This is a genomic window from Cytobacillus sp. Bva_UNVM-123 (assembly GCF_046351715.2).
Lineage (GTDB): Bacteria > Bacillota > Bacilli > Bacillales > Cytobacillaceae > Cytobacillus.
Window position 1 is genome coordinate 1,409,211 of record NZ_CM177772.1, and the last position, 16,926, is coordinate 1,426,136.

Sequence of the window (16,926 nt, forward strand, 5' to 3'; positions counted from 1 at the left end):
GAAATAAAAAATTCTAAGTGGGAGCTCTAAAAGCCCGTAAATGCCTGATTGGTTCAACTTACAATCAGTGGGGGATGGACAAAACCCCCACTAATTGAAGTTTCACTTTATAAGTTGGCACGGAACTTGCTACATACATGGTATTAGCACAATACAGAAGAATGGAGGGGAAGTTGGTGAAACAATTTGATTTAGTTGTTATCGGTGCAGGTCCAGGTGGCTATGTCTCAGCTATCAAAGCCGCACAGCTCGGTCAAAGTGTAGCAGTGGTTGAGCGTGAAAAAATCGGTGGCACTTGCTTAAACGTTGGCTGTATACCATCAAAGGCCTATCTGAAGCATGCAGAGTGGCTGCTATCAATAAAAGAAGCCAATCAATTTGGCGTTCAAAGTACAGTAGAAGCGATTGATTTTTCAAAACTTGTCGAGCGAAAAGACAAGGTCGTAAGCACATTGCAGGGTGGAATCAACCATTTATTTAAACAAAATGAAATCGCTTACTTTACAGGTGAGGCAAGCATTGCCGGAAAAACGGTAACCGTTAATGGTGAGAACTTAAGGTCCAAAAATATATTACTAGCCACTGGCAGTAAACCATTCGTGCCACCGATAGCAGGGATTGAAGAGGTTGCTTATTTAACGACCGACACTTTTTTTGAGTTAAGAAAGCTACCGAAACAGCTTGTCATTATTGGAGGTGGAGTCATTGCGGTAGAGCTTGCCTTTGCAATGGCCCCGCTTAATGTCAGTGTGACGATACTAGAGGTTGCCGAGGATATTTTATTAACAGAGGATCCAGAGGCGCGTGCCATTCTTAAAAAGAAGCTGCAGCAATTAGGCATAGTAGTGGAAACAAAGGTAAACATTCAAAGGGTTACAAAGAATTCGGTACACTTGCAGTCTGGTAAAACTGTACCATTTAAGCAATTGCTTCTTGCGGCGGGGCGAAAGGCAAACTTAGCTTTACCACAAGAGATTGGACTAGAGCTTGATGAGGCAGGACGGTTCGTGAAAGTAAATAAGCATTATGAAACATCCAAAAAAGGTATTTACGCCATTGGTGACATGATTGGTGGCTATATGCTCGCTCATGCAGCAAGTGCAGAAGGATTAAGGGCAGTAGCACATATGGCGGGCATCCCACAGGAACCGCTGAATCAAGCAAGTATCCCTCGCTGTATTTACACTACTCCAGAGGTTGCAAGTTTTGGACTTAGCGAAGCAGAAGCAAAGCAGAATGGCTATGATGTCAAAGTCAGCAAGCTGCCTTATAGCATTATCGGAAAGGCGATTGCAACAAATGATACTGAAGGCTTTGTCAAAATCATTTCTGAGAAAAAATACAATGAAATACTTGGTGCCGTTATTGTTGGCAGTCATGCAACAGAAACAATCCACACGCTTCTTGCTGTCAAGCAATCGGAGGGTCGCGTCGATGAACTAGCTAATCTGACATTTGCCCACCCTACTTTGTCTGAATTAACAGACGAAGTGTCCAATAGTATCATTTCAAGAGCCATTCACGGCTAACTAAAAGGAGGATTTATCATGCAAAAATTAGATATGAAGAAAGCCGCCTGGATTTATGAAAAGATGAATGATATTCGTAACTTTGAGGATGAAGTGCATCGTATTTTTACGAGTGGTGAAATTCCAGGATTCGTCCATTTATATGCAGGTGAAGAAGCTGTTGCGACAGGTGTTTGTGCGCATTTAACTGATGCCGACTATATTACAAGTACGCACCGCGGGCATGGTCACTGTATTGCAAAGGGCTGCGATCTCAATGGCATGATGGCGGAAATTTTTGGCAAGGAGACCGGACTTTGTAAAGGGAAGGGTGGCTCAATGCACATCGCTGATATCGACAAAGGAATGCTCGGCGCGAATGGTATGGTTGGTGGTGGTTTTCCGATTTCAGTCGGCGCAGGTCTTCGCAATAAATATTTGAAAACGGATAGCGTTGTTGTGTGCTTCTTCGGTGATGGTGCAGCCAATGAGGGCACATTCCACGAGGGTATTAACTTAGCTGCGATTTGGAAGCTGCCTGTCATTTTCGTTTGTGAAAACAATTTATTCGCAGAGTCAACACCGCAGAGCTATTCTTCTGGTTCTAAAACGATTGCACAGCGCAGTGTAGCTTACGACATTCCAGGAGTTACAGTTGATGGGATGGATTTAAAGGCGGTATTTCAAGCAGCTGGTGAAGCAATTGACCGCGCACGAAAAGGTGAAGGTCCAACGATTATTGAATGCTTAACATATCGCAAATACGGTCACTTCGAAGGTGATGAGCAAAAATATAAAGCAAAAGAAGGACCGGAAAAGGAGCGCGCAGATTTCGATTGTATTCAGGCATTCCGTAAAGAGGCAATTGCATCAAAGCTATTAACAAAAGAGCAAGCTGATGAAATTGAAGCGAATTCGGTAAAGGCGATTGTAAAAGCGATTCAATTTGCGCAGGAAAGTCCAATTCCACGGCCAGAGGCTTTATACGAAGATGTGTACGCAGACTAATAAAAGGAGTGAAGGATGATGACAAGAAAAATTACATTTATGCAGGCAATCAATGAGGCAATGGACCAATCTATGGAGCGTGATGAGCGTGTTATTTTGCTCGGTGAGGACATTGCAGGTGGCGCAACAATCGAACACTTAGGCACTGAAGGAGCTTGGGGCGGCGTATTCGGCGTCACAAAGGGCTTAGTTGAAAAGTACGGTCGTGAGCGTGTCATCGATACACCAATTTCTGAAATGGGCTATATGGGGGCTGCTGTAGGTGCGGCGGCAACTGGCCTGCGCCCTGTACCAGAATTAATGTTCAACGACTTTATTGGCTTCTGCTTCGATACTTTGCTCGCACAAGGATCGAAAATGCGCTATATGTTTGGTGGCAAAGCCAAAATTCCTATGACTGTGCGGACATGCCACGGGGCAGGTGCTTCAGCAGCTGCACAGCATTCTGGCTCTTACTATGGATTGCTTGGCTCAATTCCTGGTATTAAGGTTGTTGTCCCATCGAATCCATATGATGCAAAAGGACTTTTAAATGCAGCGATCGAGGATGATAACATTGTCATGTTCTTTGAGGACAAAACATTATACGGGATTAAAGAAGAAGTACCAGAGGAATATTACACTGTGGAAATCGGTAAAGCAAAGGTGAAGAAGGAAGGCTCTGATTTAACGATTGTGACAATCGGTAAAATGCTTTACGTGGCGCTCGAAGTCGCTGAAAAATTAGAAGCAGATGGTGTGAGCGTTGAAGTCATAGACATTGTAACAGTCGCTCCTTGGGATCAAGAGACGATTATAAATTCTGTAAAGAAAACAGGACGCCTCATCATTATTGATGAAGCAAACCCACATAATAATACTGCAACAGACATATCTTCGGTCGTAGCAGATAAAGCATTCGACTACTTAGATGGCCCAATCAAATGTGTTTGCGCACCGAATACACCAGTGCCATTTGCCGCAAATTTAGAACAGTTGTACATGCCAAATGCCGATAAAGTATTCGAACTAGCAAATGAACTAATTGCTGACTTAAAAAAATCATAAGGTGGTGATGACAGTGGCAACAAGCATTTTAATGCCAAAACTTGGTTTAACGATGACGGAAGGAACCGTCGAATCATGGTATAAAAAAGAAGGCGATGTCGTGAAGAAGGGGGATATCATTTGCACGATTAGTTCAGAAAAACTAACACATGATGTGGAGGCACCAGCAGATGGCATCCTACTCAAAATTATCGTAGAGGAAATGGGGGATATCCCTTGTAAAGAGCCAATTGGGTACATTGGTGAGTCTGGTGAGAAGGTAGTGGATGCATCTGCTCCTGCTAAAGAAACGACACCTACTGAAGATCAAGTACAGCAAGAAGCACAAGTAGTTGCACCTCCTACCTCTAGGGATAAAGAAGTTGAACGCATCTTTATTACGCCAATTGCTCGTAAAATTGCCGCAGAGCAAGGCATAGATTATTCAGATATCACCGGTACGGGTGGCAATGGCCGCATTACGCGCCGCGATGTTGAAAACTTCGTGCCTCCCATAAAAGCCGCTTCTGCCACAGTAACTGGTACTAATGCTGGTGAGGGCTTATCTGGTATGCGTAAAGTCATTGCGAAGCGCATGCATAATAGCTTGCAGCAAACGGCGCAAGTGACATTGCACCGTAAAGCCAATGTCTCACCGCTAATGACATTCCGAGCAGATATGAAGGCGAAGCTTGGTGAGCGTTTATCGGGTGGTCAACTAAGCATCAACACGCTACTAGTTCGTGCCGTCGTGCTCGCATTAAAAGATTTTCCAGAAATGAATGCCTCCTATGCCAATGGCGAGCATGCTGTTCACGAGGATATTCATATCGGCGTGGCCGTTGCAGTTGATGAAGGCTTAATCGTTCCTGTCGTAAAAGATGCAACGAACAAAACGTTAACGAAACTTGCAGAAAACATAACAAACATCACAGACGGTGCACGCAGCAATACGCTTAGCGGCGATTTACTAACAGGCTCGACATTTACGATTTCAAACTTAGGATATGCAGGAATCGAATACTTCACACCAATTTTAAATACACCGGAAATCGGTATTTTAGGTGTAGGTGCCATCGACTGCAAGCTTGTCTTCAGTGACAATAAGGAAATCGTTGAGCAACATGAGATTCCACTAAGCCTAACATTCGATCATCAAGTAGTGGACGGCGCCCCAGCAGCAGAATTCTTACAGCGCATCTGCTACTACTTAGAAAACCCATATCTATTACTTTTTTAGAATGTTTAAAGAAAACCATTTAAAAAAACTCCTATGCCACATAACAAACTCACAGTTAAATCAATATAAAGTTTTGATATGCCTCTAAAGAACGTGTGAACAAAGGCAAAAATAAACAGCAGGATAGAAAGGGTGGGAACAGGAATCCCATCCTTTTTCTGTTCTTAAATGTTAGAAAAATAGAGAGAAGAAAAGCAGGGAATCTTTGGTATAATAAGGATTGAAGTAAATGTAAGAAAGGGTTCTACGGACCTTAAAAATAGGAAGAAAACAGGGGAATTACCTTGTTTTATTGTAAATGGAATTAATTAGGGGACGTGGGAATACGGGGTCAGGTGGGATGGTGTAGCAGGAGATTAATATTACTGAACAGTGATTCAAAGGAGAAATAGGACAAATTGGCCCAATATGTAGTGGTTTGAGGAAAAAAATGTGAACTAAGTATATAGTATCTATAAAACTGGCTCAATGAGCAAACTACTTTAATTTAGGAGAGATTCAACCATGAGTATATTTGATGAGCTTGAATTTAAATCGTATTTATGGAAAGGTCAATTACATGAGGCTGTAAGTTATCTTAGTAAATTTCATGAAAAGAAAGATTGGTTTCAGAAGTATATTAATATTTTTGAAAATGAGCAATATTATAAAAGGACAGATAATAGGATTATTGGAGATATAGACAGAATCTATCAAAATTATTATAGAAATGTATTTTGGATGAATACACCAAACGAAGAAGCAAAAAAATTACTCTTCCAAGAATTAACGAATTTTTGTGGAGCAAAATCAGATTTGTTAAAGGATGATAGTATTGAAAATGAGATTGAAAAGATAGTGAAAGCGGAAGGTTATGAATATTTAGGTGGATATACATCGGGATTTTTTGGACCATATATTTGGAAAAGTTCCACAAAAGTAACGTATGATGTAGAACTGCCAAGTGGTATAGAACCATATACAATCATTATGATGGATGGGTTTATATCACGAAGTTGGTTGGACTTTATTTCTTTTGGGAAAACAGGAACTGGCGGTTGGGTTGGTAAAGATGGGACTTTATGTTGTGTCAGAAGTGTATACGATACAGAAAGTGATCAATTCAATATTTCATTTCTGAAGCATGAGGCGCAACATGCTTATGATAAGAAAAAATATCCAGATATAACAACCGTTGATTTGGAGTATCGGGCCAAGCTAGTGGAATTGATTTATTGGTCTAATGATGAAAAAATAAAGACAATATTTAGTGAGGCGGATAATACTAATCCTGATAATGGGCATTCAGTAGCAGCTTATAGGATTATTAATGAAATGTCACGAAAAATATTTGAGTGTGAATATATGAATGATGAAAAGGCTTGGGAGGATAAAGTAGATAATGTTAAGAAGTATGCTTCAGAACTTTTAGGGGAAAGTAGTAAAGTCTTGAAATTAGCAAGCGTTGTTTAACGCAGAAGTACTATTTTTTTACAATAAGAATAATGGACCAAGCATTTGACCTTTTAAATGAAGGAGAGACCCCTATCCACCATTCAGACCAAGGCCTTTTTCTTAATTGAACTGTATCTCCGTTGTTAGAATTGACTAAACAATGGAGGTACAGTTTTTTTGTATTCACTTATCCATTAATACTTTTACTAAAATGTAAACCCATCATGTACGTAACCATCCTCAATATCCTCATTCTCTTCTTTTAACAAAAATTAACACAAAATATCTTGTTTTTAATAAAATTTACAAAACCTTTACAAAGTTCGTGTAGAAAATTTACATTGAACATTTATTCTACTAAATGACAATATACGACAGCGAAGTCGCTAACATTATTATCTCGGAGGTAATAAATGAGCATTTTTAAAAAAATAACAACGGGCTTCTTGTTGTTATCTTTACTAGCTGCATTATCAGCATGTACAAGTAATAGTGATAGGAATACAGAAGCGTCAAATGGCAGTAGTTCTACAATCTCTATTTCAGGATCGACATCTGTTGGGCCGCTTGCTGAAAAATTAGCAGTAAAATATAAAGAGAAAGATCATACAAATATTGAAATCAACCAAATTGGTTCTTCTGCCGGTATTACAAACGCAATCAATGGTGTGTCAGAAATCGGTATGTCTTCGCGAGATTTAAAGGAAGAAGAAAAAGCGAATAGATTGAATGAAGTTGTTATTGCATATGATGGCATTGTCGTAGTGACTCATCCAACCAACAATGTTATTAATCTTACGATGGAGCAAGTAAAACAGATTTTTACTGGTGAAGTTACGAATTGGAGCGAACTGGGTGGGGATGACTTGGAGATTGTCGTCGTCTCTCGCGAGGATGGATCTGGTTCTCGCGATGCATTCCAGGAAATTGTAGGCTATCGATCTAGTGAATTAGTAAGGAGCGCCATTATCGCAAGCGGGAACGGAAATATTAAAACAACCGTTGCGAACAATAAACATGCGGTTGGCTTTATTTCTTTTGAATATATCGACCAATCGATATCAACAATTGATATTGATGGCGTAGAGGCAACGGCCGAAAATGTGCTTCAACAAAAATACAGTTTGTCACGACCATTCTTATTTGTCTACAAAGATGGGAATTTATCGAAAGCTGGCCAACAATTTATTGATTTTATTTTAAGTGATGAGGGCCAACTTATTGCAGCAGAAGCAGGGGCAATTCCTGTTAATTAATTTTAAAATGTTGAGCTCAATTCTTATTGATTGGAGCGGTAATAAACTGCATTTAACTGACCTAAATTTTAAAATGTAATCTTGGAGGAATACAGTTGTCTATCCCAACAAATCACAATGTAGAAATTGGCAAGGCCAATAAAAGAAAGTATTTTTTAGAGAAAGTATCAGCAAGAGTGTTCTTGGTTTGTGCTCTTCTCTCAGTCATTTCTTTATTATTAATCATCGGATTTGTTTTTTATAAAGGCTCACATCCATTTGTTGCTTCTGGCTATAGCTTTATGAACTTTATTTTCGGTACAGAATGGTTTCCAAGTGAAGACAAATTCGGCATATTCCCAATGATTGTTGCATCAACTTTTGCTACGATTGGGGCATTAATTATCGGGGTGCCTGTCGGCTTATTTACAGCGATTTTCTTAGCAGAAATAGCCTCAAAAAAAGTAGCCAAAATCATTTCACCTGCGATTCAATTATTAGCAGGTATCCCATCTGTTTTATATGGAGTGTTTGGACTTGCTATCATCGTTCCTTTTTTACAAAATACTTTAGGCTTAGTGAAAGGCCAAAGCTTATTAGCTGTTATTCTTGTACTAGCCATTATGATGTTGCCAACCATTGTGACTGTAGCAGAAACAGCGATTCGTGCTGTGCCAAACACCTATCGTGAAGGGTCACTCGCTCTCGGAGTGTCGCAGATCGGAACCATTTTCAAAGTCGTTGTACCAGCAGCTAAATCAGGGATTATGGCGGCAATCGTATTAGGATTGGGTCGGGCCATTGGCGAAACGATGGCTGTTATATTAGTGGCTGGGAATAGTTTAATCTTACCAACCAGCTTGACTGATAGTGTTCGTCCACTCACGACAAATATTGCGTTAGAAATGGGATATGCTGCTGGCACTCATCAAGAAATGCTATTCGCAACAGGAATTGTATTATTTTCATTTATATTATTATTGAATTTTGTATTAGCGAAAATTAGTGCGAAGGGCGGTAACTAGAGTGAGACCATTGAAAGATAACATATTACGTGGACTTTTATGGCTTTCAGCTTTTCTTTCCGTTGCTGTTCTCGTCATGATTGTTGGATTTATCTTCTATAAAGGATTTAATTTGATTAGTTTTGATTTCATCTTTGGTGATTATTCACCTACTGGAGATGGTGGTATTTGGCCAATGATTGTCACAACTATTTACACGATTGTTATTTCATTAATCATTGCCATACCAATCGGAATATTAGCGGCTGTTTATTTACAAGAATATGCTAAACAAGGACGATTAGTAAAAATTATCCGCTTTGCAACAGAAAGTTTAACAGGAATTCCTTCGATTATTTATGGTTTGTTTGGTGCGGTATTCTTTGTCACAACATTAAAATTAGGGATGTCCATTATAGCTGCATCGTTAACATTAACAATTATCGTTTTGCCTGTTATCATCCGAACAACTGAAGAAGCTTTAAAAACAGTCCCTGGTTCGTATCGTGAAGGTTCATTAGCGCTTGGAACAACAAAGTTTCAAACGTTATACAAGGTGATTTTACCTAGTGCGATGCCAGGAATATTATCTGGTATCATTCTCTCGATTGGACGAATTGTTGGTGAATCAGCTGCCATATTTTTAACTGCTGGAACAGTAGCTGCCATGCCAGAGAGTATTTTCTCATCAGCTAGAACTTTAACTGTCCACTCCTATTTAGTAACACAAGAGTCTGGGGATATTGAACTGGCTGCTGCTGTTGGTATTGTTCTCATCATTATTATTTTGGCTATCAATCTATCAGCAACATTTATATCAAAAAAATTAAACAAAGCAGACCAATAAATAATAAGGAGAATGTTTATGAGCACATCAGTAATGGAACGTGGCGAGATAGCGATTAATCAAAATCAAACAGGGAAGCTATTTTCTCAAATAGAAGAAGGTACAATGAAAATTAGTGTGAAGGATTTAAATCTATTTTATGGCGAGAAACAAGCCCTGTTCGGAGTGTATCTTGATATTTATGAAAAACAGGTAACGGCTTTAATTGGCCCTTCAGGATGTGGCAAATCGACTTTTTTGCGGACGTTAAATCGAATGAATGATTTAATTGATGGTGTGAGAATTATTGGTGATGTTGAAATCGATCATGAGAATATTTATAGAACAAATGATGTGATTAAATTACGTACAAAAGTGGGAATGGTGTTTCAAAAACCAAATTTATTCCCCATGAGCATTTATGACAATGTTGCCTATGGTCCAAGAATGCAAGGGATTAAAAATAAAAAAGAATTAAATAAAATTGTGGAAGAGAGTTTGCGTAGTGCGGCGATTTGGGATGAAGTAAAGGATCGTCTTAAAACATCAGCACTCGGCTTGTCAGGTGGTCAGCAACAACGTGTTTGTATTGCACGGGCGATTGCGATGAAACCTGAAGTGATTTTAATGGACGAGCCTACTTCAGCCTTAGATCCAATCTCTACGTTAAAAGTAGAGGAATTGATCTCAAATATGAAGAAAGATTATACGATTGTCATCGTCACTCATAATATGCAACAAGCTGCAAGAATTTCCGATAAAACAGCGTTTTTCTTAAATGGAGAAGTTATCGAATACGATGATACAGATAAGATTTTTTCTACACCACTCGACCAGAGAACAGAAGATTATGTAACAGGTCGATTTGGATAATAGGAGGTAACAAATGGTTATTCGTGAGAACTTTGAGAATAATTTATTGAAAATAAAATCAAAAGTCACTGAAATGGGAGAGCTTTCAATTGCTTCCTTAGAAAAAGCGTTTAATGCCTTAAAAACACAAGATGTAGAGATTGCTTTAAAAGTGATAGATGAAGATGCAGATATTGATAATCTTGATATGGAAATTAATCAACTTGTCATATGGCTCATGGCAAAAGAACAGCCGGTTGCAAGAGATTTACGTGTCATGATTGGTGTACTCAAAATCTCTTCTGAAATTGAACGTATTGCGGATTTTGCGGTAAATATAGCTAAAGCCACAATCAAAATTGGGAAAACAAATTCTTTATTGTCTATTACCCATCTAGAGCAGATGAAAGAAGTATCTATTCAGATGTTGCAAAAAGCAATGCAATCCTTTATGGAAGAGAATATTGTTCTTGCGAAAGAGGTTAGTGGGCTAGAGGACGAAGTTGATAAATATAATGGTGAAACATATAAAACACTTACGAATTATTTAAGCGAACATCCAGAAGAAACAAATCAGCTTGTACAATTATTATTTGTCAATCGTTATCTTGAAAGAACAGCTGACCATATAACAAATATTGCTGAAAGCTCAGCTTATTTGATTAAAGGAAAAATATATGATTTCAATTCATAAATCGACATTTTTAGGGAGTTAAGCTGATATGGCTTACTCCTATTTTGATCGTTAAAAAATATTATGTAATGCACAATAAGTAGAGCATGAAAAGACCCAAATGATTAAACTTCATTTGGGTCATATTAGAACTTTACGAAATATTCCTTTTATCTTTCTCTTTTGATCTTTCATACCCATTTGCCCAGAAATCAGCATTCTTAATTCCATATTTAGATGAATTGAATTCTGGATCTTTCCCTTGCTTAAGCTGCTCCTCATAATCCTTTAAAGCAATATTCGCAGGTTTAAATAAGAATAGAATCGCTATTAAGTTCAGCCATACCATAATTCCGAGTCCGATATCGCCCATTGCCCATGCTGTTGTTGCAGTTTTAACTGACCCAAAGAAAATGGCACCTAAAAGGACGAGTTTTAATGCGATAAAAGCAATTTTCCTGAATCTACCACGTATTAAATAGGCCAAGTTTGTCTCTGCGATATAGTAATAAGCATAAATGGTCGTGAAAGCAAAGAAGAATAGTGCAATGGCAACAAATCCTGCACCGAATCCTGGAATGAGCGTATCAACTGCCGCTTGAGTGTAGCCAGCTCCCGGTTCAACTCCCTGAATATTTTCCGTTATGACTCCTCCGGTTTTTTCATCGATAACATTGTATTGCTGTGTAAATAAAATCATCAAAGCAGTTGCTGTAACAACTAAGAATACATCTAAATAAATGGAAAACGCCTGTACAAGACCTTGCTTCGCAGGGTGGGATACCTCAGCAGCGGCCGCAGGGTGAGCACCAGTACCTTGCCCAGCTTCATTCGCATAAAGACCACGTTTTACTCCCCACATAACAGCAGAACCAATAATACCGCCAAACATTTCTTCAGCTCCGAAAGCGCTTTTAAAAATTAACCCAAATACTGTTGGTATATCTCCAAAATTAACTCCTATAATTGCAATTGCAAGTAACACATAACCGGCTGCCATAAAAGGAACGACCAATTCTGCAACCTTAGCAATACGCTTAACACCGCCAAAAATAGTAAAACCAACAAGTGCGACAACGATTAGACCAGTGATTGTTTGATCAAGACCAAAAGCGTTATGAACACTATCTGCAATTGAATTTGCCTGTATACCTGGCATTAAGAATGCCATTGCAAGAAGTGTTGCCACTGCGAAAATGACCGCAAACCATTTCCAGCCAAGCCCCTTTTCTATATAGAATGCCGGTCCCCCACGATACTTCCCGTCCTGCTTTTCTTTATAGATTTGAGCAAGAGTCGACTCTACATAAGCCGAGGATGCACCGATAAAGGTAATGACCCACATCCAAAAGACGGCACCAGGTCCTCCATAAGCAATACCTGTTGCGGTTCCAGCGATATTCCCTACGCCGATACGGCCTGATAAAGACATCGCTAATGCTTGAAACGAAGAAACCCCTGCATCAGAACCCTTCCCCGAGGTCACAAGTTTTATCATTTCTTTAATGTGACGAATCTGTAGGAATCTAGTGCGGAAACTAAAGTACAAACCGCATAAAACAATGAACCCTACCAATACAGGGCTCCATAGCAAGTCGTTAATGGTATTTACAATTTATAGTCTGAATTTTATAATTTCAATATAGGATAAACCTCTCTTCATCATTAAAAGACCTCAGCTTTTATCCCCATTTTAGGAGAAAATCTCTACTGAATTCAATCTGTTCCACGATGAATTTTATTATTGATTTGAAGCTTTAAAGAAAATTGACATTTAGATTCTTGGAATATATAGTTAAGTATAGTTAACTAAACTAAGGAACTTTAAAATAGGAGTTGAGACTATTGAGGTTGTTTGAGGGGATTTTAATTACAGTTCATATTTTATGGCTTTTTTCTTTTCTGTTTAGATTTGATGCAAAAGTAAAAACAATCACGAATATCATTGCACTTATTCTTTTGATTATTCATTTGGGGCTTGAGGGTTATCGATGGCAAATGGGATTTACCTATCTATTATTTATTCTTCTAACTGTATTCACACTGAAGTCATACATACAAAGGAATGCAGAAAAAGCCATACTAGAAAACGCGAAAAATAGAAGGAAGGCCACAAAGCTTTTTTTTATTTTGTTTATACTCATGTATTCGCTCTGCAGCTTTGGCTTAGTCACTGTCATGCCTGTATTTCAACTTCCAAAGCCTGCAGGTCCTTTTGAAGTAGGTATGAACTCAAGGCATTTGATAGATGAATCTAGACTTGACTCAGAACAAAAGGATCGGGAAATGATGATACAAATATGGTATCCAGCCAAGGTGAACGATGATGCGAAGGGGATTCATTATGAATTCTTTCCTTACGAAGAATGGTCGGGAACGATGGAATTCATTTTTTCTGTTCCGCGCTTTTTATTTGAGTATTTGAAGTATGGACAAACTAACAGCATAAAAGATATTGCAGTATCCAATCAAGAAGATAAATTTCCGGTTCTTTTATTTTCTCACGGATTTGGAAGTACAAGAATGCAAAGTTTTTCGCAAATGGAGGAATTGGCAAGTCATGGATATGTTGTTGTCAGCGTTGACCATACGAATGATGCAGCCTATACGAAGTTCCCGGATGGGCGGGAAATCATGAATCAGACAGATGCATATTCTTATTCCTTTGATATTGAAGACGAGAAAGATGTTACAACGCGATCAATAGATATGAGCTATGTCCTAGATCAATTAACAACAATAAATAATCAGGATCCTCAAGGGTTGTTTACTGGAAAGATGGACATGGATAGAATTGGTATATTTGGTCATTCATATGGAGGTTCAACAGCAGCTCAAGCATTGTTGGATGATAGCAGGATTTCGGCAGGAATCAATATAGATGGGCCTTTGCATGAACCGGTGGCCAGCTCAGGATTTGAACAGCCTTTTCTGTTTATTTTAGATGAAGATTATCTTTATATACCGGAAGAAGAAATTCAGTATACGAATATCACGCCAGAAGAATTTCAAAAGTATCATAATAAAATTACAGAGCTTGCTGATTTTCATTATAAAGAGGGAATAAAGGGAGATACTTTTATGCTTACTTTTATAGCAGGAGATCATTATACTTTTACAGATTTCCCCTTTCTCTCTCCATTATTGTCATGGAATATTGATGTAAATCAATTTCATCAAGTCATGAATCGGTATATTTTGGCTTTCTTTAATCATTATGTGAAAGGCGAAGAGCCTGATCCCTTGCTTAGGAAAGAGAAAAAAGAGGATAAGTTTTACTATTTTAAAGCCAATATTAAAAATGATTGATAGATTAAATGAGCATAGTCAATATGAAAAAACGGCACAATAGCTTTCTTTATAGCAAGTTTGTTTTCAATTTGTTTTCAAGTTCCGACAATCTTATTTAATGTTTCAAGAACATTTTTTAACTCTGTTAAGCTTGCTTTTGAGTAATACTTTTCTACAAGACTGTCGTCAATTTTTTTTAGAAGCTGATGAAAAGCTTGCCCCCTATCCCCAAGATAAATAAAGGTCTCTCGACGGTTGACTAAATTTTCTTGACGATAAATCATTTTCATTTCTTCAAGCTTTGCAATTACTTGGCTAACCGCACTTTTTGAAATATCAAAATGGTTGGCAATATCTTTCGCTATTACCGGCTCATTACGAATGATATAACACATGATAACTTCTTGTTGAGGGGTTAATTGAAAGTTCTCTAATTCCTCAACCTCTTTCGTTTCTTGTAAGACTAATAATTTGAACTGCTCAAATTTTTGATTGATTTTGTCTATCATTATTAAATAATCATGCACAGTTTTATCATCCTCATTCATTTTAAGTTCATTTTGCTTAACTATTATATATTTGTCAATAGACATAGACTTACGTACTAATAAGAAGTTTGCTATTCTATATATAAACCATTATTTGTAATATTTATCATTTGTTTAGTAAAACTTATTATCTGTCAGCCTTGAATAAGGGAGATTAAATATTCGAAGGTGCTAAAACAGTGAAATACGCCTAAAGGGGAGATCACGTTTATGATTCCAGCAAAAATAGATCCCATTCCTACCACTACAAATATAGACAAGGACGTGGACTCCATCTTCGGTTGGTTCGATCAGCATAAACAATCGTTCTATAAACTAGGTTGGTGTTATCTACGTCATCATCAGCAAATGGAGGAGCTTTTTTACCGCTCCATTATAAAAGCCCAAAAGGAATGGCCTCGATTTAAAGGGAGGGCACCATTTGAAAAGAGGATGACATCCATTTTCATCGATAACTGCCGGGAGCTTTCTCGTGATAGAAGCTTACAAGCTTCAGAGGAAAGTGAACCACGTCAGGGCTTCTTTAAAGCTCTCGATCAATTGAAAGAGGATGAGAAGGAAGCGATCGTCCTTACATATGTACAAGGATTCTCTCAGGAGGAAGTGGCACATCTTCTCCAAGTTTCAGGGGAAAAGATTAAAGAGCTTTTGTTTTCTGGAATCCAGTCACTTGGAAGAGAATGGGGGTCTGACACAACCATTCATGGTTGTAAGGAGTATCAAAAGGATTACATTAATTACTTAGAAAGATCCATGGATCGCCCGAAAAAGATTGATTTCGAAGTACATATTTATCATTGTCAAAAATGTCAGGAGGATTTGGCTGCGTTTCAGGATGTCATCTTAAATCTGACTGATAGAATGGAAGATTTGCATATCCCATCTGATTTCATGGCGAAGGTCAATGATAGGTTGATAGAGAACGAGAAGGATAGACAAAGGAAAATCAAAAAACGTAAAAAAATGAGACTTGTTTTTGTAAGTATTTTTGCATTCTTAATAGGGATAGGTTTTTTTACAGGAACGTTTACAAAGCTCTACTATACATGGACAGAAGAAGATCCTGAGTTGCGTGCCTTTCTCCAACATGACCTGGGTCAAAGGCTGAACCTTGAAGCGGAAAGTGATGGAGTGAAAATTAAGATTAAGAGTGTGATTGCTGATGATGTTCAGACACTTGTTTTTTATGAAATAGAAGATTTATATGAAGAAAACCAATATGAGATAAGTTATTATAATGGGGTTATGGTGGAGAACGAATCTGAAATCATGAGTCGTTCAGCATCTCCAATGCATTATCCCCCTGACTTTGAATCAGTTGTAAATAAAAATGAAAAGAACGTATTTCAAGGGAAGATGAGTCTGCCTCCACTTACAACGGATAATGGGACAATCAAACTCACAATCTTTAAGCTCCAGAAATTAATTCATCATTCCTCAGGGCGGAATGATGATTGGAGTTACGATGATACTGAATTTAAATCAGGGGGTTGGAACTTCGAGATACCAGTCACAAAAAAAACTTCCATTGAATATGCATTGGACGAAAAAATGGAAATAGAGGGGATTCCAGTTCGATTTGATAAACTAATCTTTGCACCAACAACGACGATTCTGCAATTTGGTATTAATAATGAACATCCAGAGAAACGGATCGATTATCTTATTTTTAACAATCTAGAAGTGAACAATAAAGAAACGAAAGTTGATTGGTATGGCAGCGCTTATTTGGATACACAGTATGATATGAATTGGACTACTTTTCAAACACATTTTGACCCTCTTTTTGGAGAAAAACCAAAAGAAGTGAACGCTCAATTAAACTCTGCTTATTTAACAATTGAAGACAATTTTATCATCGATTTTGACGATATTCTAGAGTATCCTTATTCTTTTGAATATGCAGGAAGTTCAATCTCCTTAGACAGGCAGGAAGTTGGGCAGAATACGAACATTGTCATAAGCAATCATGAAATTGAGAATCGCGCATATGAGATGCTTCGTTTCGATATTTTAGGTGAGGATGGAAATCAACTTAATTCAATAGGGATGGATTTTGAAGGAGTAGCTGTTGATAAAAATGGGGTAGAATACGATATGAATAAAAACGTATTCTCCTATAAAGAAATCGAGCAGCCCCGTTATTTCCATACCGTTCAAAACATTCAGTTACAAAATAACAACGTGCTGCCTTCAAAACTAGTTATTTATGAATATAATACAACGAAATATTTGGATGATGTTGTGAAGGTTACATTCGAATAAAAGTTTTGCAGAAAAC

At 38.0% G+C, this 16,926-nt stretch carries 14 protein-coding genes; 12 read left to right on the plus strand and 2 right to left on the minus strand.

Annotated elements, in window-relative coordinates; all coding sequences use genetic code 11:
* The first annotated feature begins 173 nt into the window (after nt 1-173).
* From lpdA to phoU, 10 genes are all read left to right on the plus strand, one after another.
* Nucleotides 174-1,529 carry a dihydrolipoyl dehydrogenase gene (gene lpdA / locus KDN24_RS06690; RefSeq protein ID WP_486303955.1) on the plus strand — a complete coding sequence of 452 codons (1,356 nt, stop codon included), beginning with the start codon at nt 174-176 and terminating at the stop codon, nt 1,527-1,529.
* 18 nt (nt 1,530-1,547) lie between these two features.
* Nucleotides 1,548-2,516 carry a thiamine pyrophosphate-dependent dehydrogenase E1 component subunit alpha gene (locus tag KDN24_RS06695; protein ID WP_409972085.1) on the plus strand — a complete coding sequence of 323 codons (969 nt, stop codon included), beginning with the start codon at nt 1,548-1,550 and terminating at the stop codon, nt 2,514-2,516.
* Between the two features lie 15 nt (nt 2,517-2,531).
* Nucleotides 2,532-3,563: an alpha-ketoacid dehydrogenase subunit beta gene (locus KDN24_RS06700; protein ID WP_486303954.1), complete on the plus strand. Its 1,032-nt coding sequence runs from the start codon at nt 2,532-2,534 to the stop codon at nt 3,561-3,563.
* Between the two features lie 13 nt (nt 3,564-3,576).
* A complete protein-coding gene (locus KDN24_RS06705) occupies nt 3,577-4,782 on the plus strand; it encodes a dihydrolipoamide acetyltransferase family protein (protein WP_409972083.1) in 1,206 nt (401 codons plus the stop codon).
* A gap of 504 nt (nt 4,783-5,286) precedes the next feature.
* The gene (locus KDN24_RS06710) at nt 5,287-6,234 is read left to right on the plus strand and encodes a hypothetical protein (protein ID WP_409972082.1); all 948 of its coding nucleotides are present in this window, start codon (nt 5,287-5,289) and stop codon (nt 6,232-6,234) included.
* A gap of 395 nt (nt 6,235-6,629) precedes the next feature.
* The gene (locus tag KDN24_RS06715) at nt 6,630-7,472 is read left to right on the plus strand and encodes a phosphate ABC transporter substrate-binding protein (RefSeq protein WP_409972081.1); all 843 of its coding nucleotides are present in this window, start codon (nt 6,630-6,632) and stop codon (nt 7,470-7,472) included.
* A 95-nt stretch (nt 7,473-7,567) separates the two neighbouring features.
* Nucleotides 7,568-8,476, plus strand: coding sequence for a phosphate ABC transporter permease subunit PstC (gene pstC / locus KDN24_RS06720; protein ID WP_409972080.1), 909 nt, complete (start codon nt 7,568-7,570; stop codon nt 8,474-8,476).
* 1 nt (nt 8,477) lies between these two features.
* Nucleotides 8,478-9,302, plus strand: a complete 825-nt coding sequence (pstA, locus tag KDN24_RS06725; protein ID WP_409972079.1) for a phosphate ABC transporter permease PstA — start codon at nt 8,478-8,480, stop codon at nt 9,300-9,302.
* An 18-nt stretch (nt 9,303-9,320) separates the two neighbouring features.
* Complete coding sequence (gene pstB, locus KDN24_RS06730) at nt 9,321-10,154, plus strand: phosphate ABC transporter ATP-binding protein PstB (RefSeq protein WP_409972078.1); 834 nt, start codon at nt 9,321-9,323, stop codon at nt 10,152-10,154.
* A gap of 13 nt (nt 10,155-10,167) precedes the next feature.
* A complete protein-coding gene (phoU, locus tag KDN24_RS06735) occupies nt 10,168-10,827 on the plus strand; it encodes a phosphate signaling complex protein PhoU (protein WP_409972077.1) in 660 nt (219 codons plus the stop codon).
* A gap of 133 nt (nt 10,828-10,960) precedes the next feature.
* Here the strand turns inward: phoU and KDN24_RS06740 are convergent, their stop codons facing one another.
* Nucleotides 10,961-12,421 (minus strand): alanine/glycine:cation symporter family protein, encoded by a 1,461-nt coding sequence (locus tag KDN24_RS06740; RefSeq protein WP_409972205.1) that lies wholly within the window; start codon nt 12,419-12,421, stop codon nt 10,961-10,963.
* Nucleotides 12,422-12,651: 230 nt separating this feature from the next.
* On the opposite strand from KDN24_RS06740, the gene KDN24_RS06745 reads away from it, so the two are divergent.
* A complete protein-coding gene (locus KDN24_RS06745; RefSeq protein WP_409972076.1) occupies nt 12,652-14,115 on the plus strand; it encodes an alpha/beta hydrolase family protein in 1,464 nt (487 codons plus the stop codon).
* Between the two features lie 77 nt (nt 14,116-14,192).
* On the opposite strand, the gene KDN24_RS06750 is transcribed toward KDN24_RS06745, so the two are convergent.
* Nucleotides 14,193-14,690, minus strand: coding sequence for a MarR family winged helix-turn-helix transcriptional regulator (locus tag KDN24_RS06750; RefSeq protein ID WP_409972075.1), 498 nt, complete (start codon nt 14,688-14,690; stop codon nt 14,193-14,195).
* A gap of 165 nt (nt 14,691-14,855) precedes the next feature.
* On the opposite strand from KDN24_RS06750, the gene KDN24_RS06755 reads away from it, so the two are divergent.
* Nucleotides 14,856-16,910 carry a DUF4179 domain-containing protein gene (locus KDN24_RS06755; protein WP_409972074.1) on the plus strand — a complete coding sequence of 685 codons (2,055 nt, stop codon included), beginning with the start codon at nt 14,856-14,858 and terminating at the stop codon, nt 16,908-16,910.
* Nucleotides 16,911-16,926 lie beyond the last annotated feature (16 nt).

Excerpts from the sequence above, each read along its gene's own strand:
- KDN24_RS06755 (WP_409972074.1), top strand. The coding sequence starts at position 14,856 with ATGATTCCAGCAAAAATAGATCCCATTCCTACCACTACAAATATAGAC.
- KDN24_RS06710 (WP_409972082.1), top strand. The coding sequence starts at position 5,287 with ATGAGTATATTTGATGAGCTTGAATTTAAATCGTATTTATGGAAAGGT.
- phoU (WP_409972077.1), top strand. The coding sequence starts at position 10,168 with ATGGTTATTCGTGAGAACTTTGAGAATAATTTATTGAAAATAAAATCA.
- KDN24_RS06700 (WP_486303954.1), top strand. The coding sequence starts at position 2,532 with ATGATGACAAGAAAAATTACATTTATGCAGGCAATCAATGAGGCAATG.
- KDN24_RS06750 (WP_409972075.1), bottom strand. The coding sequence starts at position 14,690 with ATGTCTATTGACAAATATATAATAGTTAAGCAAAATGAACTTAAAATG.
- KDN24_RS06715 (WP_409972081.1), top strand. The coding sequence starts at position 6,630 with ATGAGCATTTTTAAAAAAATAACAACGGGCTTCTTGTTGTTATCTTTA.
- KDN24_RS06695 (WP_409972085.1), top strand. The coding sequence starts at position 1,548 with ATGCAAAAATTAGATATGAAGAAAGCCGCCTGGATTTATGAAAAGATG.
- pstB (WP_409972078.1), top strand. The coding sequence starts at position 9,321 with ATGAGCACATCAGTAATGGAACGTGGCGAGATAGCGATTAATCAAAAT.